Genomic DNA, 23,496 nt, shown 5'->3' with positions numbered 1-23,496 from the left:
CTCCGCTCGCTCATTGTCTTACTACTTCCGCAGCTCGATGACGGTCTTGCCGATGCGGATCGGCGCGCCGAGCGGAATCGGTGTCGGGGCGGTGAGCCGGGTCCGGTCGAGATATGTGCCGTTGGTGGACCCGAGATCCTCGACGATCCACTGGCCGTCACGGTCCGGGTAGATCCTGGCATGCCTGCTGGACGCGTAGTCGTCGTCCAGCACGATGGTGGAGTCGTGTGCGCGGCCCAGGGTGATCGTCTGGCCCTGGAGCGCCACGGTGGTGCCGGTGAGGGTGCCCTCGGACACCACCAGCTTGGTGGGTGCCCCGCGCCGCTGGCGGCTGCCGGACTGCTGCCGCTGCGGTGGTGGCGCGGCGGGTTGGCGAGTCTGCTGGGGACGCTGGTCCGCGCTGCGGCGTGAACCGCGCTGCGTGACCCGCGTACCGAACAGATCGCTGCGAATGACCTGGACGGCCACGATGACGAACAGCCACAGAACGGCTAGGAAACCCAGCCGCATGACCGTCAGGGTCAGCTCTGACATTGCCCCCGCTTCACCCTTCGGCTTGCCGGTAAACGATGGTGGTGCTGCCCACGACGATCCGCGAGCCGTCGCGGAGCGTAGCGCGGGTGGTGTGCTGCCCGTCCACCACGATGCCGTTGGTGGACCCGAGATCCTGGATCGTGGAGGGCGTTCCGGTCCGGATCTCACAGTGCCGGCGCGATACGCCGGGGTCGTCGATCCGCACATCGGCGTCGGTGCTGCGGCCCAGCACCAGCGTCGGGCGGGAGATCTGATGGCGGGTGCCGTTGATCTCGATCCAGCGCCGCACCTGGGCGCCCGGCAGTGGGCCGGGGCCCGTCGCCGGGCCTCGGTCCGGCACGGCGGAGAGACCGGGCCGGCCGCCGGGCGGCGGGCCCGACGGCATCGGGGGCGCGGCCGCGGGCGGCGGATAGCCGTAGCCTCCGCGCGCTCCCTGACCGCTCGGACCGCTCGACTCGGGGCGGCCGCCCGCCTCGGGGCCCTGGGGACCCGCGCCGGGCGTCTGCGAGGTGCTCGACGCGAGGGTGCGGCTGCGCACCCGGTAGAGCCCGGTGTCGAGGTCGTCGGCCTTCTCCAGATGGACCTTGATGGAGCCCATGAAGGTGTAGCGCTGCTGCTTGGCGTAGTCGCGCACCAGGCCCGCCAGCTCGTCGCCGAGCTGTCCGGAGTAGGGGCTCAGACGCTCGAAGTCGGGCGCGCTCAGCTCGACGATGAAGTCGTTGGGGACGACGGTCCGCTCGCGGTTCCAGATCGTCGCGTTGTTGTCGCACTCGCGCTGGAGGGCGCCGGCGATCTCGACGGGCTGGACCTCGGACTTGAACACCTTGGCGAAGGTGCCGTTGACCAGGCCTTCGAGACGCTGCTCAAAACGCTTCAGGACTCCCATCGGGCACCTCCTCCGTTGTTGCCGTCCTGATACTGCTTACTGATCGTATCCACGCGTCGGGAAATCGGCTGGTTCCCCTTGTCTGCCCCGTCGATGAGTGTCACCTCTCACACGGATCGTAGAGGCGGCCTCATGACAGTGTCCCGCACCCGGCGGGAGCCCGGCAGGCGCGGGTGCGGGCCACCGGACGCGCCGCCGCCCGCGCCGGTGCGCCCGCCCTGCTCCCGGGTCTGTTCCCGCCTCTGTTCCCGCCTCTGTTTCCTCCGTCTGTTCGCCGGCCGGGACGGGCAAACAAACGGATGTGATTCCACCCTGTCCAGCGTGCTAATCTTCTCGATGTCGCCAGGAGAACACGCCGGACCGGCGGGTAAACCCAACGACAACACCCAATGCGCGGGTGGCGGAATAGGCAGACGCGCTGGATTCAGGTTCCAGTGCCCGAAAGGGCGTGGGGGTTCAACTCCCCCCTCGCGCACAGAGAGAAAACCGATGAAACGGGTTCTCGCCAAGGACGAAAGTCCAGGTGAGAGCCCGTTTCTCGTTGATCACCCAGATGCGCCAGATGCACCAGATGCACCGGGGCCCGGCGGTGACGTGGGGCACGGCCGGGCCCCTGGGGCCGGACCGGTCGGGTCACAGGGGCAGCGGGGGCAGCGGGGTCACAGGGACGCGGGGTCGCCGGAGCGAACGCCGCCGGCTTCCAGGTGCCACCAGCGGGTCAGACCGATGCCGCGCAGGAACGGCAGATCGTGGCTGACGACTATGAGCGCCCCCCGGTAGCCGGCCAGCGCGCGGATCAGCTCGTCGATACTGGCCAGATCCAGATTATTGGTGGGTTCGTCCAGCATCAGCAGTTGTGGAGCGGGCTCGGCCAGCAGCAGCGCCGCCAGGGTGGCCCGGAAGCGTTCCCCGCCCGACAGCCCGGCCACCAGCCGGTCGGGCGTGCGGCCCTTGAAGAGCAGCCGGGCCAGCCGGGCGCGTATCTCGTTGTCCGTCGAGTGCGGGGAGAACCGGGCGACATTCTCGATGATCGAGCGGTCCTCCTGGAGCAGCCCGAGGCGCTGTGGAAGATAGCGCATCGGCACATGCACCTCACCGTGCCCCTCGTCCGGCGGCACCTCCCCGGCGAGCGTCCGCAGAAGAGTCGTCTTGCCCGCTCCGTTGTCTCCGGTCAGGGCGATGCGCTCCGGCCCGTTCACCCGGATGTCCCCCAGATATGTTCCGGTGCGCAGGCGCGCCCCGTGCAGGGACAGGACGGCCCGGTCGGCGGGGACCACGGTGCCGGGCAGATCCGTGCGCATCACGGCGGTCTCGCGCAGCCGGTCCCGCACGCCGGTCAGCCGCTCTTGTGCCGAGGCCAGCCGCTCCTCGTGCGCGCCCTGGCGCTTGCCGGCGGACACCTGTGCGGCCCGTTTCTTGTTCTGGGCGGTTCCCTTGTCGAACTTGTTCCGGGCGGCCTGTGTCTTTCCGTACCGGGCGCTGCGGGCCTGCCGGGTCTGCGCGTCGGTCAGTGCTCGCCGCTCCCGGGCGACCTCGCCCTGGGCGTTGCGCAGAAGGCGGGCCGCCGCCTCCTGCTCGGCGTCGACGTATGCCTCGTACGCTTCGAGGTTGCCGCCGAAGACGCGCAGCCCGCCGTCGTTCAGCTCGGCGATGTGGTCCACCCGCGACAGCAGATCCCTGTCGTGGCTGACCGTGACCACGATCCCCCGGTGCTGGGCGAGCGCCTGATACAGATAGTCACGGGCTCGGCCGTCCAGGTTGTTGGTGGGCTCGTCCAGCAGGAGAAGGCCGGGGCGGTCCAGGAGCAGCGCGGCGAGCCGGAGCAGCACCATCTCGCCGCCGGACATCTCCGCCACGGTACGGTCCAGGCCGATGTGCGCCAGACCGAGCTGCGCGAGCGCGGCGTGGGCCCGCTCGTCCACGTCCCAGTCGTCGCCCACCTCGGCGAAGTGCTCCTCACGGACGTCCCCGGACTCGATGGCCCGTACCGCGGTCCGGATACGGGTGATGCCCAGGACCTCCTCGACACGGAGCGACGGGTCGACCGAGAAGTCCTGCGGAAGGTAGCCGATTCCGCCGTCCACCCGGACGGTCCCGGCGTCCGGGATCCGCAGCCCGGCGACGGTCCGCAGGAGCGTGGATTTCCCGCTGCCGTTGATTCCGATGAGTCCGGTGTGGCCGGGACCGGCCGTCCAGGACAGTTCTTTCAGCACCGGGGTTCCGTCGGGAAGGGCGACGGACACATCGGCGCAGACCATGGATGCGGTGGATGTGGACAGGGCTGCCTCCGGGGGAGTTTGTCGTGGTTCAGACCCGCCGGGCGGCCCGGACGACGGCGTCGGCGACCGCGGGTGCCACGCGGGGGTCCAGGGAGTGCGGCACGATCCGGTCCGCGGAGAGGGTGTCCTCGGCGATCTCGGCGATCGCGTTCGCCGCGGCGAGTTTCATCTCCGTCGTGATGAATCGGGCACCGGCGTCCAGGGCGCCGCGGAAGATGCCCGGTGACGCGAGGGTGTTGATGATCTGGTTCGGAAAATCGCTGCCCCCGGTGCCCACGACCACAGCGTATTGGGAGGCGATGACGGGGTCGATCTCGGGCACCGGGTTGGAGAGGGCGAAGACGACGGCCCCGGGCGCCATCGTGGCGATCAGCGACTCGGGGATTCTCGCCGAGCAGAGGCCGATGACGGCATCGGCGTTGTGGAGCGCCTCCGCCGGTCCGCCCCGCAGCCCGCGCGGGTTGGTGCGGGCGGCCAGCGAGGCCTTGACCGGGTTCAATCCTTCCCGGCCGTCGAACAGGATGCCGCGTGAATCGAGCACGGTGACATCCTCGACGCCGGCGGCCAGCAGAAGTTCCGCCGTGGCGGAACCGGCCGCTCCGGCACCGAGCACCACTATTCGGCTCGTCTCGACCGGTCGCCCCAGCAGCGTGCCGGCGCCGCGCAGACCGGCCAGGACGGCCACCGCGGTGCCGTGCTGGTCGTCATGGAGCACGGGGCAGTCGAGCACGGCCCTGGCACGGGCCTCCAGCTCGAAGCAGTCGGGGGCGGCGATGTCCTCCAGACAGACCGCCCCGTACGACGGCCGGAGCCGGACGAGCACCTCGACGATCTCGTCGATGTCCGACGAGTCGAGGACCAGGGGTATGGCGTTCAGCCCGGCGAAACGTTTGAAGAGGGCCGCCTTCCCCTCCATGACCGGCAGTGCGGCGGCGGGGCCCACATCACCCAGGCCGAGCACCGCGGAGCCATTAGTCACAATGACGACAAGGCGGTTGGCCCAGGTGTACCGGGCGGCGAGCGAGGGATCGGCCGCGATGGCCCGGCTGACCTCGGCAACGCCCGGTGTGTAGACCGCGGAGAGGTTCTCGGGGGTGTCGATGGGAAGTGTGCAGCCCATCGACAGCTTCCCGCCGAGGTGCGCCGCGAAGATCTCCGAATCCCTGAGCCGAACCGGTTGCCGCGCACTGACCACGTTCATGACGCACTCCCGGACCGCGCGAAGAGACCGGCGAGGTCCTGTTCCATTCGGTCCGCCTGCTCGGTGTTCTCGGCGACGACGCAGTACTCGCCGTATCCGCCGGACGCGTTGCCGTCCTCGACTGTGACGAGGACACCGGTGCGGGACACGGGGTCGTATGCCAGGCCGCTGTCCGCCAGGCGCTCGAAGACGGCGTCCGGGAAGGTGCGGCGCCGCTGTTCCACGAGTACGCGCCGGTCGGGGAAGTCCGTGCCGACGACGCGTTCACCGAGGTGATAGGCGTGGGTGGAGCCGCTGACCCGGCAGTTGAATTCGTTGATCAGCACTGTTCGGGCCGGTGTCGCGATGGCGTCGACGCTGACGATGCCTCGATAGCCCATCGTGTGGATCGAGGCGCACAGCCTGTGGGCCTCGTGCAGGAAGGAGTCGAAGCCGGGGAGCCCGGAGGCGGGGGCCGGCCAGACATGTCCGTTCAGCACCGGCTCCATGCGCATGGCGCCGTGGCCCGTGAGCCCGACGCCCCGGTCGGTGAGATGGAACTCGGCGCACAGGGGCAGGGAATCGGCGAAGTACCGCTCGACGACGACGGGGCTGCGGTCGCCGTCGGTCAGCCAGTCCCATCGCTCGGCGAGGTATTCGGCGAGATCTTCGGGACCGGCCGTCACCACCGTCCTGAGCGCTCCCACCGGTTCGACCCCCGGTACCGGGCTGACGATCTCGTTGCCGAATCCGGCGACGTGGAAGTCCTGCTTGAGGATGGCCGGACGGCCCCGCGACAGCAGCTCCCGCCAGATGAACTCCTGTGCCTCGGCCCGCGTGGCACAGACCTTGCCCTCGGGGACGGCGACCTGGGCGCCAGCCGCCAGCGCGCGGAAGGCGGCCTTGCTGTTGAGCAGCCTGCCGCCGCCCTGGTCCAGGAACCGGAAGCCGGGGGTCATGGAGTCCAGTCCGAGCCGCCGGGTCATCGCGGCAATGGTGCTGTCGAAGTGGAACGGAAAGATCTCACGTATGCCGTGCGATGCGACGAGGCGCTCCAGCCGCCGCAGCAGTTCCTCATTCAGCAGGCGATCGCGGCAGAGAACTCCGGCACCGTGCCTACCGGCCGGCGGGGCGATTACAGTGATTTTTTCGCGATCTATGCACAGCAGGCCGGTGACATATTCGAGAAATTCCTCACTCGGCAGTACGGGCAGCACGATGACATCGCCCTCCTGCATGGACCAGGCCATGCGCTGGGCCTGGTTGCCCAGGTACTCGCGATACTCCGGAGAGAGTATCTGCAAGTCTCCGACCATTTCTTCGGTCCGCTGGTTGCTGATGATCAGCTTGGCCATGAGGGGAGATTCTCCTTTCGGCCCTAGATGAGTTTCAAACTGAGTGCGACGCGGGTGAGTTCGGCTTTGTTCGCCACACCGAACTTGGAACGCACTCGCTTGACGTAGGTGTCCACCGTGTGTCGGCTTATGCCGACCCGGCACGCCACCTGGTCGTGTGTCATCCCCGAAGCGATGAACTGGAGAACTTCCTGCTCGCGCGGGGACAGCGGGGTCACCCAGTTGTGGCCCGTGAGGGGTGCGGCGGACGGCGGCAGGGCCCGCAGGGCGGTCACCCGGCTGAGCACATCGTCGGGACGGGTGTCGGCGCTCAGCGGGATCACATCCGGCGCGTCGTGCCCCGCGGACCGTGCCGCCGGGCCGGCCGTGCGGGCCAGAAGCTCGTCCTCCGCGATGAGGAGGTCGATCTCCCCCTGTTCGGCGGGAAGCCCGTCGGTCGAGGTGAAGACGACTTCGCACGAGGACTCCGCCGTCAGCAGGTGCTTCAGCCCCAGAAGCACCAGGGGGCGGCGGTGGCAGATCGCTGTTCGCATGGGGGAAGCATCGGGTCCCCGCTTCCTGATCCGATCCCGTCCCGCTCCCGGGCCCGCCGGGTCATGCCCTCGCGAGTACGGAGGACAGGACCCGCGACGCCCATTTGGACAGATAGAAATGGCCTCCGGGGAACTGCTCGACCGTCACGGGCCCGGTGAAGTGCTCGCCCCACGCGTGCAGATCCTCGGCCGGGACCAGATCGTCGGCCGTTCCGCCGAACACGGCTGCGGCGCACTCCAGCGGAGGCTCGGCACGGTGCCGGTGATCGGCGAGCAGCGCGAAATCCGCCCTGATGGCCGGAACGATGAGCGGCCGCAGCTCCGCGGACGCGGCGATCTGCGGAGGGATGCCGCCGAGCTGCTCGACCGCGGTGAGCAGTTCGTCGTCGTCCAGACCCTCGAACAGGGGGAGCCTCCGCTCGCGGTGGGCCGCCCTGGCCCCGGACAGTGCGATCAGCTCGGGCAGCTCCCGGCCGTCGCGCCGCAGCCGCCGGGCGGTCTCGAAGGCGAGGACGGCACCCATGCTGTGGCCCAGGAAGAGATGCCGACGGCCCCGCGCGTGCTCCGCCACGAGGCGGGCCGCCGCGGACGCGAGATCGTCCATCCGGCGGAACGGCGGGACGTCCAGCAGATCCTGCCTGGCGGGCAGCTGTATCGCGTGCAGCCCGACGTGCCGCGGCAGCAGAGCGGTCCACGGGTGGTAGAAGGTCGCGTTTCCGCCGGCGTACGGAAAGCAGTAGAGCAGGATCTCGGGGTCGCGGACCGATCCGAAGGATCGCAACCGGAGTTCGGACCGAACGGCCGGGGCGTTCTGAGTCATCATGCCTGTCACCTCTTCAGTGTCGGCTGTCCCCGCTGTCGGGTCATGTCCCCCGAACCGGTGTCACCCGTTTATGCGACGTGCCCGTGAGCCGCTCCGGAGAAATCATGAGGCAACGCATCACGCGCGGCATGTCCTCAAGGGGAAAGGTTGGTCTGGTGGCCATTCACCGGAAGCATTCAGCAGTGCCGGAGGCGCTGGGACAGATCTGGTGCAGGACATTGAAGGTGGATTCGGTCGACGCCGATTCCGACTTCTTCGGACTGGGTGGTCATTCCCTTCTGGCGATTCGCGTCAGCATGCTCGCGGCAAAGGAGTTCAGCGTCGACGTGCCGGCCGCGGACCTTCTCACCGACTCACTCTTCAGCTCCATGGTCGAGCGGATCGAGGCGGCATCGCAGCGGACAGAGACAGCAGAACTGGCCACCACTTCGACCGGAACAGAGGCCTGATCCCGTGAGTGACGCACAGCAGTCCGTCGACATCGCCATCGTCGGCATCTCCTGCAAGTTCCCCGGCGCCGACGGGCCCGAGGAGTTCTGGCGGAACATCCGGGACGGGGTCGACTCCCTCACCCGGCTGACCGACGAGGAGATACTCGCCTCCGGCGTGGACGAGGCCCTGATGAAGGCCCCCAACTACGTCAAGGTCGCCGCCTGCATCGAGGATGTCGATCTGTTCGACGCCGGGTTCTTCGGCATGAGCCCTCGTGAGGCCGAGCTGATGGACCCCCAGCAGCGGCTCTTCCTGGAGCACTGCTGGCGGGCCATGGAGGCCGGCGGTTACGCCCCCGACCAGGTCGAGGTTCCGGTCGGTGTCTACGGCGGAGCGGGCGTCAACTCCTACATCCACCAGATCCGGGCCAACGCGGAGGTGCGGGCACGCAACGCGGAGAGCGGCAACCTCCACGACGTGGGATCCGTGGAGAACGACCTCGACTACCTCACCACCCGGGTCTCCTACAAGCTCAACCTCACCGGCCCCAGCGTCAATGTCAGCACGGCCTGCTCCACCTCGCTGGTCGCCGTGCACATGGCGGCTCAGGCGCTGCGTACCTTCGAGTGCGACATGGCGCTGGCCGGCGGTGTGGCCGTCACCCCGCCCCTCAAGAGCGGCTACCTCTATCAGGAGGGAGCCATCTCCTCCTTCGACGGGCTCACCCGCAGCTTCGACGCCTCGTCGACGGGAACGGTGCTCGGGTCGGGCGTCGGCGTGGTGCTCCTGAAGCGCCTGGAGGACGCTCAGCTGGACGGCGATGTCATCCATGGCGTCATCCTCGGCTCCGCGATCAACAACGACGGTTCCAACAAGGCGGGCTTCACCGCGCCGGGCATTCCCGGACAGGCCGAGGTGACGGCGAACGCCCATGCCGTGGCGGGCGTCTCGGCCGACACGATCACGTACCAGGAGGCGCACGGCACCGGCACGCTCATCGGCGACCCGATCGAAGTGCAGGCCCTGACCCAGGCCTACCGCGAGACGACCGACCGGCGAAACTACTGTGCGCTGGGGTCGGTCAAGGCCAACATCGGCCACATGGACACCGGCGCGGGGGTGGCGGCCCTCATCAAGGCCGTGATGGCGGCCAAGCACGGAGTCATCCCCCCGCAGATCAACTTCGAGAAGCCCAATCCGGGTCTCGGGCTGGCGGAGAGCCCCTTCTACATCACCGGCGAGGCCCGGCCCTGGGGCCTGCCGGAGGGGATGCCCCGGCGAGCCGGTGTGAGCGCCTTCGGGTTCGGCGGCACCAACGCTCATGTGGTCGTCGAAGAGCCCCCGGCCCCCCTCGACGGGGCCGCCGACCGGGCACGGGAGAGCGCGGAGGACGACGGCTGGCAGATCCTGCCGGTGTCGGCCCGCGGCGGAGAGGCGGTCGGCGACTATCTGCGCTCCCTCGCGGAGTGGATCGCCGACCCGGAGCACGCGGACCGGCCGCTCCACGCCTCCGCCCGGACCCTCCAGCGAGGGCGCTCCCGCTTCGGCCACCGGGCCGCGGTGGTGGCCCGGAGCCGGGACGAGGCCGTCGAGGCCCTGCGCTCCCGGGCACAGACCCCCGCGGTCCGCGCCATGTCCGGCGGGCCCTCCTTCCTGTTCCCCGGGCAGGGTTCCCAGTACGCCCGGATGGGACGGGAGCTGTACGAGGAGCACACCGTCTTCCGGGCGGAGTTCGACCGCTGCGCGGAGCTGTTCCACGCGGAGCTGGGAGTGGATCTGGCGGCGCTGCTGCACGGGCCGGACGACGAACTGGGCCGGCACCCGGTGAACGAGACCTGGTTGACGCAGCCGGCTCTGTTCGCCGTCGAGTACGCCCTGGTCCGCACGCTTGAGGCACTGGGGATCCGGCCGCAGGCGATGATCGGACACAGCCTCGGCGAGATCGTCGCGGCCACCGTCGCGGGCGTGTTCGAGCTCCGGGACGCCGTCAGAGTCGTGGCCAAGAGGGCCGCCCTGATGGACGCGTCCCCGCGAGGAGCGATGCTCGCGATTCCGCTGCCGGCCGAGCAGGTGGAGCGGCTGCTGCCGGACGGCGTGGTCATCGGCGCGTACAACGCGCGGCGTCTCGTCGTGGCGTCCGGCACCGAGGACGGCATCGCCGAGCTGGCGACGCGTGTCGAGGCCGAGGGGGTCCGGCCCCGGCGGCTGCGGGTCTCCTGCGCCAGCCACTCGCCGCTGATGGACGGACCGGCCCGGGAATTCGTCGAGTTCCTCAGGGACATCCCCATGGGAGAGCCGTCGGTCCCCGTCCTGTCCAATGTCACCGGGGACTGGCTGAGCAAGGAGGACGCGCGGGATCCCGAGTACTGGGGACGCCATCTGCGCGGCGCGGTCCGCTTCACCGAGGGCATCGCCCGGCTGCTGGAATCCGTCGACGGTCCGCTGCTGGAGGTCGGCCCCGGGAAGGGGATGCTGTCCCTGGTGCGTGCCGCGGCGAGCGGTTCGGATCTGCCGCCGCTCATCGCGACGATGCGGCATCCCAAGGACGCCGACAGCGACATACGGATGCTTCTGGCCGCGGTCGCCGGGCTGTGGGAGGCGGGCACCGAGCCGGACTGGTCCGTCTGCGGTCCGGGCGATCCGCGCAGGGCGGAGCTTCCCACGTATCCGTTCCAGCGCGAGCGGTTCTGGATCGACAGGTCGTCCGAGGAGGAGGTCGAGCTCAGCCGGCGTCTGATGGACCGGGAGAAGGAGCCGGGCAAGTGGTTCTACATGCCGTCCTGGCGGCGCACGGCGTCGGCCGGCCGGCTCACGGGGGCCCGGCGGCTGGACTCGCTGAAGTCGGTGCTGCTGATCACCGACGGCTCCGGCGAGACCGACGGGATCGTCGCCCGCGTCACCGAGGGGCTGTCCGTCCGGGGCATCGCCTGTGTGGAGTTCGCCGGCGCCGGGCAGTACCTGCGGCGGAGTGAGAGCCGAGTCGAACTCGCCATCGACGACGCCGCGCAGCTTTCGCTCGCCCTCGACGAGGAGGAGGCGTCCGCCGACTCGACCGCGGTGGTCTTCCTGGCCGGCCGGGGAGCCGACGCGGACGGCGTTCCGGACTCCGCCCCGGCCCTGCTGGCGCTCGGCAAGGCCCTGGGCGAGAAGCGCGGTGCCGCCGGACAGCTGCTGGTGGTCACCCGGGCCGCCTTCGACGTCGTCGGCACGGAACGCCTCTCCCCGCAGGACTGTCTGCTCGAAGGCATCGTCCGGGTGCTGCCGAGGGAGATCCCGCGGCTCTCGTGCAGGGTCGTCGACACGGATCCCGCCGAGGGAGCCGAGGCCGCAGCCCTGGCCGTCCTCGAAGAGCTCCTGGTGGACGATCCGGACGCGACCGTCGCCCACCGCTCCGGCCGCCGCTGGGCACGCGGCGTCGAGCCGGTGCACGTACGCGAGGAGGACCGGGAACGGTCCGGCGCCCTCCGCGCGCCGCGCGCCGGGGGCACGTATCTCGTCACCGGAGGTCTCGGCGGCATCGGTCTGTCGCTGGCGGAGTTCCTCGCCAGGGAGTACGGCGCCAATCTCGTCCTGACGGGGCGCGGTGAGTTCCCCGAGCGCGACGCCTGGGAGGCGTGGACCACCGAGCACGGCTGGGACGACCGGACCAGCCGCCGGATCGACAAGCTCCAGCGGCTGGAGCAGTACGGCGGCGAGGTGCTCGCCCTGAGGTCCGACGTGTCCGACGCGGACGAGGTGAACGCCCTGATCCGGCTGGTGGACGAGCGCTTCGGGCGGCTCGACGGCGTCATCCACGCGGCGGGCCTGCCCGGCGGCGGACTGGTGCAGACCCTGGACCCCCGGGCGTATCGCGAGGTTCTCGCCCCGAAGGTGCGCGGCTCCCGCCATCTGCTCGCGGCGACCGAGGGCCGCGACCTCGATTTCCTGATGCTCTTCTCCTCGCTGAACGTCATCGACGGCCGGTTCGGCATCGCCGACTACACCTCGGCCAACGCCTATCTGGGCGGGCTGGCACACAGCTGCCGGCAGCGGGGGCGCACCGAGGTCGTCGCCGTCGACTGGACCGGCTGGCGGGATCTGGGCATGGCCGTCGACGCCGGAGCGACCGACGAGGGCAATGATGAACTGCGGGAGATAGAAAGGCTCGCGGTCATGTCGGAGGCCGGCATGGCCTCGTTCCTCTCGGAGCGTGAGGGCCATGCGGTGTTCCTGCTGTCCCTGGCCGCCGGGGTGCCGCAGACCCACATCTCCACCCAGGACCTGAACGCCGTGGTCGAACAGGGGCGGCGCCTCGACGTGGCCACCGCGCTGGAGGTGCTCGCGGGAGCCGACCGGGGCTCGGCCAAGTACCAGCGGCCCGAGCTGGACACCGACTACATCGCGCCCGAGGACGACCGGGAGAGGTTCATCTGCGAGACGCTCCAGATGCTTCTGGGCATCGAACAGGTCGGCGCACGCGACGACTTCTTCGAGCTGGGCGGCAACTCACTGCTCGCCCTGGACGTCACCGCCAGGGTCAACAAGCGCTTCGACACCGATGTGTCCGTGGCCGCTTTCCTGGCCGCCGCCAACGCCCGGGCGCTCGCCACTCTCACCGCGCAGTGGACGGAGTCCCGGTGATCCCCCGGCCTCCCGCGCCCGCCGGGGGCCGCCCCCCGGCGGACGCGGCGCCCATTCCCGCCTCCGGTACGCAGGCGGGCCTGTGGTTCATCAACCAGACACGGCCGGACGTCCCGCTGTACACCGTCCCCCTGGTTCTGCGGCTCACCGGTGAGCTGGACACCGAGGCGGTGCGAAGCGCGCTCCGGGCGCTGCCGGACCGTCACGATGTGCTGGGACTGCGTTTCGCGGCCGACCCCGAAGGGGCGGTGCTGGTCCCGGGGGACGGCGGTCCCGATGTCACGGTCCTCGATCTGAGGGACCGGCCGGACGGGCAGGCCGAGTGGGAGGCACTCCTCCAGGACTGTCTGCGCCGCCCGCAGGATCTGAGTGCCCGGGCGGGGTACCGGGCGGTGTTCGCCTCGCTCGGCGACCGCCGCCACATGCTGGCGCTCTTTCTGCACCACGCGTATCTGGACGCCCGCTCGGTCGAGGTGCTTCTGAGCGGCCTGGTCGCCGAACTGGCCTCCGGTACGGCACCGGACCGCGAGCCCGTGCCGTACCGGCGGGTGGCCGACTGGCTTCGGGAGAACGCCCAGGGCCCCGGGGGAGAGGCGAGCCGTGCCTACTGGCGGTCGGAGCTCGCCGGTGTCCCGGACTTCCGGCTGCCCCTGGACCACGACCGGCCGCAGGATCGCTCCTGTGCCGCCGCGGGCTTCCGCAGACGGCTCCCGGAGGGATTCCCGGACCGGCTGGAGCGATTCTGCCGGGAGCGGCGGGCCACCCCGTTCATGGTGCTCGCCTCCGCCTACGCGATGGCACTGGCCACCTGGTCGGGCGTCGCCGAGGGCAGTGATCCGGTGATGTCCGTCCCGCAGACGCTGCGGCGCGAGGAATGGCTTCAGGACGTGGTCGGGCCGCTGCTCAACAGCGTGCCGCTGCGGATCCCGGTGAACTGGACCGGGACGTTCCGCGAACTCCTGACAACGACGCGCAAGCAGTCCGCGGGCGCGATGCTGCATGCCGGCATCGGTTACGACGAGATCCTGGCCACGACGGGACGCACCGGATCCCGGTCCGAACCGCCCGTCACCTCGGTCTCCTTCCAGGTCTCCGAGGAGGTGCCGCAGACGTTCCGGGAGAAGGGCCTTCTCGTGGAGGACCTTCTGGTCTCTCCTCCGGTCATCGACACGGACCTGACCTGGGACATCCGTCTGGACGAGGCCGGCGGGTCGCTCGTGCTCGCGTACGCGGCCGAGCTGTTCTCCCCGGAGACCGTCGAACGGATGGCCGACGAGTTCCTCGCCCTTGTCGAGGCGCTGATGACGGCGCCCGATGTGCCCCTGTACCAGGTCTCCTGGCACGACGCCGAGCAGAGGGCCGGGGCCTGGGCCCCGGGCGAGGGCGCGCCGGCGCGGCCGCTGCCCGCCGCCTCGGTGGACGAGGCCTTCCGGCGGGCCGTCGCCGCGGACCCGGACGCCGCCGCCGTCATCCACTCCGCGCGCACCTGGTCCTACGCCGAACTCGACGCCGCCGGGGATCTCATCGCGGATCGGTTGCGGGCCGCGGGCGCGACCCGGGGCACGATCGTCGCCCTGGCGTTGCCGAGGGGCCGGATGACCGTCGCCGCGATGCTGGGCGTCATGCGCGCGGGGGCCGCCTGTCTGCCGATCGACCCGGACCAGCCGGCCGCGCGGACCCGCGCCGTCATGGAGCGGGTCCGGCCCTCCGCCGTGCTCACCGACGACAGCACGGCCGAAGCGGCCGGCCTCCTGGGCCACCGCCTCGTCATGGTCCCGGCCGAGGACGAGGCGGCCCGGCGCCCCGAGCGGACCGCCCCCCGCGGGCGGGCCGGGGACGAGGTCTCCCCCGGCGATCTGTGTTACGTGATGTGCACGTCCGGGACGACCGGCGAGCCCAAGGCCGTGGAGATCACCCATCGAGGGGTGATGTCGCTCGCCCACCGCCCGGAGTTCGTTCCCCTGGGCCCCGGCGACGTCGTACTGCAGGCCGCCCCGGTGCATTTCGACGCGTCCACCTTCGAGATCTGGGGAGCCCTGCTCAACGGCGCCGCCCTCGTCATCGCGGACCGGACCCGGCTGACCGGGCCGGAGATCGCCCAGCTGGTCGAGGGGCACGGCGTCACCACCCTGCATCTGACCGCCGGGCTGCTCCGGGTGGTGGCCGACGGCCACCACCAGTGCTTCGCCGGGCTGCGCACCCTGCTCACCGGCGGCGACGTGGTGCCGGTCCAGGCGGTACGCAGGCTGATGACGGCCTACCCGGATCTGCGCGTCGTGGCCTGTTACGGGCCCACGGAGAACACCACGTTCTCCATGGTGGAGGTCCTGGACTCGCCGCCCGCCGACTATGTGCCGCTGGGCCGTCCGCTCGCCGGCCGCAGCGCCCATCTGCTGGACCCGTGGCTGCGCCCCGTGCCCGCCGGAGCCATCGGCGAGATCCATGTGGGCGGCGCGGGCCTCGCACGCGGATACCTCGGCGATTCCGCGACCACGGCCGACCGATTCGTCGCCCACCCGGCCCGCCCCGGTGAGTCGCTCTATCGCACGGGCGACCTGGCCCGGTGCCGGCCCGACGGGACCTGGCAGTTCCTCGGCCGAAGAGATCACCAGGTGAAGATCCGCGGCGTGCGGGTGGAGCCCGCCGAGGTGGAGTCGGCCCTCCTGGGACACCCGGCGGTCCAGCGGTGCCTGGTCCTGCCCCGGGGCGACGCGGGCGATCTCTCGCTGACCGCCTATGCCGTGGCCCCCGGCGGCACCTCGGTGAGAGACCTGCGCGAACACCTTCTCGGTGTGCTGCCCACCGCCCTGGTGCCCACGGGATACGTCCTGCTCGACGAACTGCCCCTGACACCGCAGGGAAAGGTGGACGCCGCCGCCCTCGGACGGCTGCCGCTCACCGCCGCCGGTGAGGACGCCGGGGAGACGCCGCTCGGGCCCACCGAAGCCGCGGTCCGTGACATCTGGTGTGCGGCCCTGCGTCTGGAGAGAGTCTCCGTGCACACCGACTTCTTCGAGGCCGGGGGCCACTCCCTCGCCGCGCTGAGCATCGCAGGCCTGCTGGAGCGCGAATACGGCCGCCGGGTGCCGGTCTCCGAAGTGCTGCGCCTTCCCACGGTCCGCGCCCTCGCCGCATGGCTGGACTCCACCCGCCCGCTCTCCGCCGACCCGGCCGGACGGCCGCGTACCCGGCCCTCGGTCCATCGGACGGTGGCCGCGGACCTCGCCCTGGCCAGCGAGGACGAACTCGCCATGCTTCAGCGGCTCGCCCCGGGCCACCGCGCCCCCCTCACCATGGAAGGCTCTCGATCATGAACGCGCCCGCACCCCGGCAGGCGCCCGGCGCCGCGACGACGCCCCGGGTCTGGCCGCTGACCCCGCCTCAGCGCGCCCTGTGGTTTCTGGACAACTTCAACCCCGACAGCTCCTTCTACGTCATCAGCATGGGACTGGTGCTGAACGGCCGCCTTGACGAGACGGCCCTCTTCGACGCGCTGTCGGACTGTGTGACCCGCCACGAGGCGCTGCGCACCCGCTTCCTCACCCTGGGCGGCAGCCCCTACCAGGTGTTCGTCGACGACCAGCCCGTCGACCGTACCGTCACAGACGTCTCCGGCGCGGAGGATCCCCTCGCCGAGGCCCGTGAGTGCCTCGACGAGCTGGCCCGCGCGCCCTTCGACCTGACCGCACAGCCCCCGCTGCGCACCCGGCTGGTGCGGATCGCGGAGGACCGGCACGCACTGCTGCTCGTCGTCCACCACATCGTCTTCGACGGCTGGTCGACCCAGGTGCTGCTGGCCGACCTCAGCGAGGCGTACCGGGCGCGGGCGGCGGGCCGGACACCGGCGCCGCGCGCCGACGGCATCGGTGCGGGCGAGCACGCCGCACGCCTCGCCGCCCAGGACGGGGCCGGGGTGGATCCCGAGGAACTCGCCTACTGGCGGGAGACTCTGGAGCAGGCCCCCAGGCTCGAACTTCCCGCCGACTTCCCCCGCCCCGCCCACCGCACCTTCGCCGGCGCGGTGCACACCTTCCATCTGGAGGCGGAGACGGCGGGGGCCGTCCACGACATCGCCCGGCGGTTCGGCACCACCCCCTTCACCGTCCTCGGCACGGCGTTCACCCGGCTCATGGCCGGGCTGTCGGGCAATCACGACGTGGTGATCGGTGTACCGCTCGCCGGGCGCACGGACGCCGACACGCTGGGAGCGGTCGGCTTCTACGCCAATACGCTGCCCCTGCGGATCGACCTGGCGGGAGCGGACTCCTTCCGGGAGGCCCTGGAACGGCACCGGATGGTCCATCACGAGCTGCTGAACCGGCAGCATGTGCCCTTCGCCCGGCTGGTGGAGGCACTGCGGCCGAGACGCGAGGCCAACCGCAACCCGTACTACGATGTGTGCTTCCAGTACCTTCCCGCCCCGGACCAGGGCGTCGACTTCGGAGGACTGACACTGGAGTCGCTCGGCAGCGGGCGGACCTCCTCGCAGTTCGACCTGAGCTGTGATGTGCAGCAGGCGGGGGAGCGGCTGCGGGTGTACTTCGAGTACAGCAGCGAGCTGTTCACCGAGGAGACGATCGGCCGGTACGCCGAAGGATTCACCGGCCTGGTCCATGAACTGGTGGCCGAGCTGGGCGAGTCGGCCGCGCCGCAGCCCTCCCGGTCCCCGGCGCGGGCCGGGGCGCCGTCGCCGGAGATCACGGGCGATTCCGGCCACACGGGGCTGCCGGACATCGTCGCCGCCCAGGCCGTTCGCAGGCCGGAGCACGAGGCGGCGCGGGACGCCCGGCAGAGCGTGACCTTCCGCGAACTCCACGCGGCGGCGGAGCACTGCGCCGCGGTCGTGTCCGCCCAGGGCGTCGGACGCCACGACAAGGTGGCCGTGCTGGCCTCCCCCTCGGTCCGGCAGACGGCGGCCATGCTGGGCGTGATGCGGTCGGGAGCGGTGTATGTGCCGCTCGACCCCCGGCTGCCCGTGGAGCGCCTCGCGGCGATGACGGCCGCCGCCGGATGCCGGCTGGTGCTGCACGACGGCGACATCGCACCGGACACGGTGGCGGCGCTCGCCCCTCCCCTGCTGTCGTTCGAGGCCGTGCACGCCGTGTCCGGCGCACGGCCCGCCCCGGCGGCGTACGAGCCGGACGACCCGGCTTACATCATCTTCACTTCCGGAAGCACCGGCAGGCCCAAAGGAGTCGTGGTCCCGCACCGGTCGGCGGTGAGCCTCGCGCGGGACGCCGGGGCCGTCTACGGGCTGACCGACGCGGACACCGTGCTGAACATGGCGTCACCGGCCGTGGACGTCTCCATCGAGGAGCTCTTCGCCTCGTGGGAGGCGGGTGCGGCGGTGCTGGTCCGCGGTTCCGACATCGGTGATGTGACGGCGCTGGTTGAGGAAGAACACCTCACGGTGCTGAATCTGCCCGCGGCCCTGTGGCACGAATGGACCCGCCAGGCCGCCGCGGGGGAGACGCGGATACCGGCCGGTCTGCGCCTGGTCGTCGCGGGAAGCGATCGAGTCGACCCGGTGAGGGTGCGGCAGTGGCACGAGGGCGTCGGCGGCGGCGTCAGGCTGCTGAACGCCTACGGCGTCACCGAGGCCACGGTCACATCCACCTGGTACGACACGGCGGAACTCGCCGAGGACGCGCGGCACACGCCACACGTGCCCATCGGCAGACCCCTGCCGAACACGATCGTCCATGTGCTGGACGAGCACGGGGAACCCGTGCCGCCCGGGATGCCGGGAGAGCTGTACATCGGCGGCTCCGGAGTCGCCCTCGGCTATCTCGACGCACCGGACGAGACCGCCGCCCGCTTCGTGCCCGACCGGATCCACGAGGGCCGGTGCATGTACCGCACGGGCGACCGGGTCCGGGTCCTGCCATCGGGCGCGCTGGAGTTCCGCGGCCGGCTCGACAGCCAGGTCAAGATCCGGGGCACCCGGATCGAACTCGCCGAGGTGGAAAGGGTCGCGGGAGAGACCCCCGGCGTCGCGGGCGTCGCCGCCGATGTGCGCACGGACGAACAGGGCGCCCCCCGCCTCGTCGGATATCTGCGGATGGCCCGGGACGGGTCCGCCGACTCGCTCGGCGAGTCCCGGGTGGACGAGTGGAAGCAGGTGCACGACGCCGAGGTCTTCAACGAGGTCGAGGAGGGACAGGAGGCCGTCCTCAACACCAGTGGCTGGCTGAGCAGTTACGACCTGACTCCCATCCCGGCCGAGGACATGGCCGAGTGGCGGGACGAGGCCGTCTCCCGGGTCATGGAGCGACCCGCGCGCAGAGTTCTGGAGATCGGCTGCGGCACCGGCATGATCCTGCTGACCGTGGCGCCGCACACCGATTCGTACACCGGCACGGACATCTCCCCGCGTGCCCTGGCGTACGTCGCCGCCCAGCTGCCCGCCGCCGGACTCGACGACGGCGGGGTCCGGCTGATCGAGGCCCCGGCCCACGATCTGTCCGCCGTCGAGGACGAGCGGTTCGACCTGATCGTGCTCAACTCGGTGGTGCAGTACTTCCCGACCGCCCAGTATCTGGACGACGTCCTGTGCCAGGCATGGCGCCTGCTCGGGCCCGGCGGCCGGCTGGTCGTCGGCGATGTGCGCGATCTGACGCTGCTGCGCGCGTTCCACCTGTCGGTACAGCGGCACCGCAACCCGGCGGGCGACGATCTGCGCGGCCTGCTCGACAGCGTCGAGGAGGCGGTGGAGAACGAGAACGAGCTGTGCCTCGGCCCCGACTGGTTCCACACGCTGGCGGACCGGCTGCCGGAGTTCGGCTTCGCCGACATCCGGGCGAAGTCCGGCCGGGCCGACACCGAGATGAACGGTTTCCGTTTCGATGCCGTGCTGCACAAGACCGGCGGGGACATACCGGTGCTCTCCCGGCCACGCCCGGTCGACGGCACCGGCCTGACCCTGTCGGACTTCGGCGCGCTGCTCAAGGAGCTCACGGCGGACGGCCTGCTGATCCAGGGCGTCCGCGACGCCCGGGTGGCGGCCCATACCGCCCTGCACGAGGCGCTGAGCGAGCCGCGGTGCGCGTCGCTCGGCGACGGGCTGCGCGAAGCCCGTCGACAGCCTCCCGCGGTGCACCCGGCCGATCTGGCGGCGGCGGCGCGCGAGGCGGGGGCATCGCTCGCCCTCACCGCGGCCGGTGACGGCCGCATCGACGTCGCCGTCGCTCCGGCGCCCTTCGCCGCACCGGCCGCGCGGCTGCCGCAGGACCGCCGGCCGGACTGTGACAGCCACGCCAACCGCCCGCTGGAGTCCGCCCTCCGCCGCGATCTGCTGCGCCGGGTCCGCGAGCACATGTCCCTGCGGCTGCCGCGGGCGATGGTCCCCAGCCGGATGGTCTTCGTCGAGGACTTCCCGCTGACCGTCAGCGGGAAGGTGGACCGCTCCCGGCTCCCGGCGCCGGCGCGCGCCGTCTCGCGGTCCGCCCGCCGGCCGCCCAGCACGGCGCAGGAGCACACGCTGGCCCGGGTGTGGGAAGAGGTGCTGAGCATGGACGCGCTCGGTGTCGACGACAACTTCTTCGAGATCGGCGGCGACTCGATCAGCTGGCTGCGGATCATCTCACGGTGCTCGGCACTGGGCATCTCCCTCACGGCACGTGATGTGTTCCAGCACCAGACCCTCCGTGAGCTGGCCGCCGTCGTGGCGGAGCGCCAGTCGGGAACCGACGGCCGGCCGCGGCCGCGGAGCACCGCCGACCTCGGGGACGAGCCCGCCGAGGCCGGGCTGACGCCCGTGCAGCAGTGGTTCTTCGAGGCCTTCCCCAAGGGCCGGGAACGCCAGACCCAGACACAGTGGTTCGCCGTCGCCGAAGGCTGCCCGCGACTCGTGCTGCGCCGGGCCGTACACGATGTGATTCTCCGTCACACGGTGCTGGGCGGTGTGCGCTTCACCGAGTCCGCCGAAGGGTGGCGGCAGGTGGCAGCGCCCATCCCCGCCCACTCGGAGACGGCTTTCGAGGAGGTCCGGCTTCCCGAGCCCGGCCCCGGGCGCGACCGTCTGCTGGGCGAGGCGTCCGAGCGGGTCCAGAACGGGCTGTCGGTGACAGAAGGCCCTCTGCTGCGCGCCGTGCTGTTCCGCACCCCCCCGGGCGAGGACGATCTGCTCTTCTGGTGCATCCATCACCTGGTGGTCGACGCGGTCTCCTGGCAGATCCTCACGGAAGACCTCGCCGCCGCCCTGCTGGCGCGCCGGGCGGGCCGCTCCCCGGAACTCCCCGCCGACGGGGCCTCCTACCTCCGCTACAGCCGGTGGAGCCGGCAGACCGCCGGCGCCGTCCCGGACCGGGACCGGCAGTACTGGCGGGACGCCGCTCTTGAGGCGGGGACCGGCCTCCGGCCGCGCCACGCGGAAGGATCGGGCCGGTACGGGGACGCCCACCGTCCGACCCGGGCGGCGACCCTCACCGGGGCCCGCGCCGGGCGCTCCGGGGACCGGGTGCTCGCCGGCTGTCTGTCCGCGCTGCGCCGTGCGCTGACGGACGAGGCCGGTACGGCTCCCGCGAGCGTCACACTCGAATTCCACGGCAGGCCTACCGGCGAGGACGCCCCCGATGTGTCGCGCACCGTCGGCTGGTTCACCGCACTGTTCCCCTTCGCCCTGCGCGAGGAGCCGGTGAGCCGGACGGCCGCCCGTCTGGCCCAGGTGCCCGACGGCGGAATCGGCTACGGAAGGCTGCGGCAGGAGGCCGGGCAGCCGATGACCGGCGGCCCCGGCGGCGTGGTCGTGAACTACCTCTCCGGCGGCGGTGAAGGCTCCGCCGACGGCGGGTTGCGCCCCGTGGCGGCACCGGGAGCCCCGGTCGGCCACGACGTGGACGCGGCCGCGGCCATGCCGTTCGCCGCCGAGGCCAACTTCTCCCTGGCGCCGGACGGCACTCTGACGGCCGGCCTGGTGCTGGACGACCGGTACTTCGACGCCGCCGAGGCCGACCGGCTGGCCGACCGGCTGGTGGCGGCTCTGCACTCGGCGTTCGGCGCTCCCTTCTCCCTGCTGCCCGAGCGGACGCTGCGATCGCCGGCCTATGCCGCGCTGATGGAGACGGCGACGGCGACGGCCGAGGACGCCTTTCCTCTCGCCCCGATGCAGCGGGTGATGCTCAACCGGCATCTGCTGGCCGGCAGCAAGGACGCCAACTACAACGAATGCGTCCTCACTCTGCGCGGCCCTCTGGACGGCGCTCTCTTCCGGGACGCCTGGGCGGCGCTGGCACGGCGATTCGATGTGCTGCGCACCTCCGTCGAGTGGGAGGCGCTGCCCGAGCCGATTCAGACGGTGCACCGGGAGCCGTCCGACGCCGTGGCCTTCCTCGACTGGACGGCGCTTTCGCCCGTGCAGGTCAAGCGCCGCCTCGCCGCCCTGCTGGCGGAGAACCGGGCCGAGCCCCCGCAGCTTTCCGGCACCCCGCCCTACCGGCTGATCCTGGTCAAGACCGGCCCGCAGGAGGGGCGTCTGGTGTGGACCGACCACCACATCCTGCTGGACGGCTGGTCGTCGTCCCTGCTGACGGCCGAACTCATGCGCGTGTACACGGCGCTGGCGCGGGGGCGGGAGCCCTTCGCGGACGAGAAGCCCCCTGTTCCGTACGGCGCGTTCGTCCGCTGGCTCCGGGAGCGGCCCGCCGGCCGGGCCCGTGACTTCTGGCGAGAGCGGCTCGAAGGGTTCCTCAGCCCCACCCCGCTGCCCTTCGACGCCCAGCCGCCCGCGCTGTCGGCACACGCGGACGACTACGCGGAGTGTGAGACGACCCTGCCCGGTGCCACTCTCGCCGCGCTCCAGTCGCTCGCCCGCCGGCGGCGCACCACGCTCGGGACCGTACTGGCCGCCGCCTGGGCCGCTCTGCTGCACCGGAACTCCGGTGAGAACCGGGTGACCTTCGGGGTGTCGCTGAACGGGCGTCCGGCGGAGCTGGGCGACGTCTCCGCGATGGCGGGTCTGTATCTCACCACGCTGCCGCTCTCCGTCGACACCGCCCCGGGGGCGTCCCTGGACGGGCTGCTCGACACCGTGGCCGAGACCTCGTGGCAGCTCGGTGAGGTCTCGGCGGGCGAATCGCTGGCCGATGTCTACGAAGCGGCCGGGATTCCCATGAGCCGCACCCTGTTCCACAGCGTGCTCGTCGTGCAGAACTTCGGCGGCCGTGCGTCCGGTGCGACGGCGGAGGCGGACGTTCTGCGGGTGGAGTCCGGACACGGCCGACTGCTCACCGGAGCACCGCTGACCCTGGCGGTCGTTCCGGGCGCCGGGAGCCTGCGGGTGATCTGGGACGAGCGCGTGTTCGCCGCGGAGAGCGCCGGGCTGGTTCTCGGCCAGTACACCGACATCCTGACGGAGCTCGCCGAAGGCTCCGGCCGGACCCTGGGGGAACTGCCCGCACCCGTCTTCACCCCGAGGCCGGTCAAGGCCGGCCACCACACGCCCCGGACGGCGGCCGTGACGGGAACGCCCCCGCAGGGAGACACCGAGCGCCGTGTCGCGTCGGTCTGGCGGGAGGCCCTGGGCACGGACACGGTGGGCCGTGAGATGAATCTCTTCGAGGCCGGCGCGAACTCGATGACGGTCACCCGTCTGCACGCTCGGCTGTGCGAGGAGTTCGGGGCGTCGCTCTCGCTCGCGGATCTCTTCCGGCATCCGACCATCGCGGCGCAGGGGCTGCTCCTCGGCCCTGTGACGACCTCGCCCGGACGGACCGGGGGAGACGCCCCGGCGGGTGTGCGGGGGTCCCGGCGCCGGGCCGCCCTGGCCCGTCGGCGCCCGGAGCGCCGGACGTCCCCGGCGCGGGCCGGTGCGGAGCCGGGTTCCGCGACCGACGGCCCGTGATCCGGCGAACGCCA

Annotated in this window: 11 protein-coding genes and 1 tRNA gene; 5 read left to right on the top strand and 7 right to left on the bottom strand. The window is 71.5% G+C overall.

Going from position 1 to position 23,496, the window contains the following annotated elements; genetic code table 11:
* Positions 1-21: 21 nt before the first annotated feature.
* Both IE247_RS02900 and IE247_RS02895 read right to left on the bottom strand, forming a co-directional pair.
* Positions 22-534: an FHA domain-containing protein FhaB/FipA gene (locus tag IE247_RS02900; protein WP_190121215.1), complete on the bottom strand. Its 513-nt coding sequence runs from the start codon at positions 532-534 to the stop codon at positions 22-24.
* A 10-nt stretch (positions 535-544) separates the two neighbouring features.
* Positions 545-1,420: an FHA domain-containing protein gene (locus IE247_RS02895; RefSeq protein ID WP_190121214.1), complete on the bottom strand. Its 876-nt coding sequence runs from the start codon at positions 1,418-1,420 to the stop codon at positions 545-547.
* A 391-nt stretch (positions 1,421-1,811) separates the two neighbouring features.
* Between IE247_RS02895 and IE247_RS02890 the strand changes: the two genes are divergently transcribed.
* A tRNA-Leu gene (locus tag IE247_RS02890) sits at positions 1,812-1,895 on the top strand.
* A gap of 184 nt (positions 1,896-2,079) precedes the next feature.
* On the opposite strand, the gene IE247_RS02885 is transcribed toward IE247_RS02890, so the two are convergent.
* The 5 genes from IE247_RS02885 to IE247_RS02865 form a co-directional block, all read right to left on the bottom strand.
* The gene (locus IE247_RS02885) at positions 2,080-3,678 is read right to left on the bottom strand and encodes an ATP-binding cassette domain-containing protein (RefSeq protein WP_229868517.1); all 1,599 of its coding nucleotides are present in this window, start codon (positions 3,676-3,678) and stop codon (positions 2,080-2,082) included.
* A 49-nt stretch (positions 3,679-3,727) separates the two neighbouring features.
* Positions 3,728-4,900: an NAD(P)-dependent malic enzyme gene (locus IE247_RS02880; protein WP_190121213.1), complete on the bottom strand. Its 1,173-nt coding sequence runs from the start codon at positions 4,898-4,900 to the stop codon at positions 3,728-3,730.
* Positions 4,897-6,234 (bottom strand): preATP grasp domain-containing protein, encoded by a 1,338-nt coding sequence (locus IE247_RS02875; protein WP_190121212.1) that lies wholly within the window; start codon positions 6,232-6,234, stop codon positions 4,897-4,899. The genes IE247_RS02880 and IE247_RS02875 overlap by 4 nt, the downstream gene beginning before the upstream one ends.
* A gap of 23 nt (positions 6,235-6,257) precedes the next feature.
* Positions 6,258-6,767: a response regulator transcription factor gene (locus tag IE247_RS02870; protein ID WP_190121211.1), complete on the bottom strand. Its 510-nt coding sequence runs from the start codon at positions 6,765-6,767 to the stop codon at positions 6,258-6,260.
* Positions 6,768-6,828: 61 nt separating this feature from the next.
* Positions 6,829-7,590 (bottom strand): thioesterase II family protein, encoded by a 762-nt coding sequence (locus IE247_RS02865; RefSeq protein ID WP_190121210.1) that lies wholly within the window; start codon positions 7,588-7,590, stop codon positions 6,829-6,831.
* Positions 7,591-7,694: 104 nt separating this feature from the next.
* Here IE247_RS02865 and IE247_RS02860 point away from each other — a divergent pair, with 104 nt between their 5' ends.
* The 4 genes from IE247_RS02860 to IE247_RS02845 are packed head-to-tail and all read left to right on the top strand — an operon-like array spanning position 7,695 to position 23,482.
* Complete coding sequence (locus IE247_RS02860) at positions 7,695-8,039, top strand: acyl carrier protein (protein ID WP_190121209.1); 345 nt, start codon at positions 7,695-7,697, stop codon at positions 8,037-8,039.
* Between the two features lie 4 nt (positions 8,040-8,043).
* Positions 8,044-12,642: a type I polyketide synthase gene (locus IE247_RS02855; RefSeq protein ID WP_190121208.1), complete on the top strand. Its 4,599-nt coding sequence runs from the start codon at positions 8,044-8,046 to the stop codon at positions 12,640-12,642.
* Complete coding sequence (locus tag IE247_RS02850) at positions 12,639-15,956, top strand: non-ribosomal peptide synthetase (protein WP_190121207.1); 3,318 nt, start codon at positions 12,639-12,641, stop codon at positions 15,954-15,956. Before IE247_RS02855 ends, IE247_RS02850 begins: the two co-directional genes overlap by 4 nt.
* Positions 15,953-23,482, top strand: coding sequence for a non-ribosomal peptide synthetase (locus IE247_RS02845; protein ID WP_190121206.1), 7,530 nt, complete (start codon positions 15,953-15,955; stop codon positions 23,480-23,482). Before IE247_RS02850 ends, IE247_RS02845 begins: the two co-directional genes overlap by 4 nt.
* Positions 23,483-23,496 lie beyond the last annotated feature (14 nt).

This window comes from Streptomyces inusitatus, from assembly GCF_014651115.1.
Classification (GTDB): domain Bacteria; phylum Actinomycetota; class Actinomycetes; order Streptomycetales; family Streptomycetaceae; genus Streptomyces; species Streptomyces amakusaensis.
Note: the sequence above shows the minus strand (reverse complement) of the source record. Positions and strands in the feature narration are given on the sequence as shown.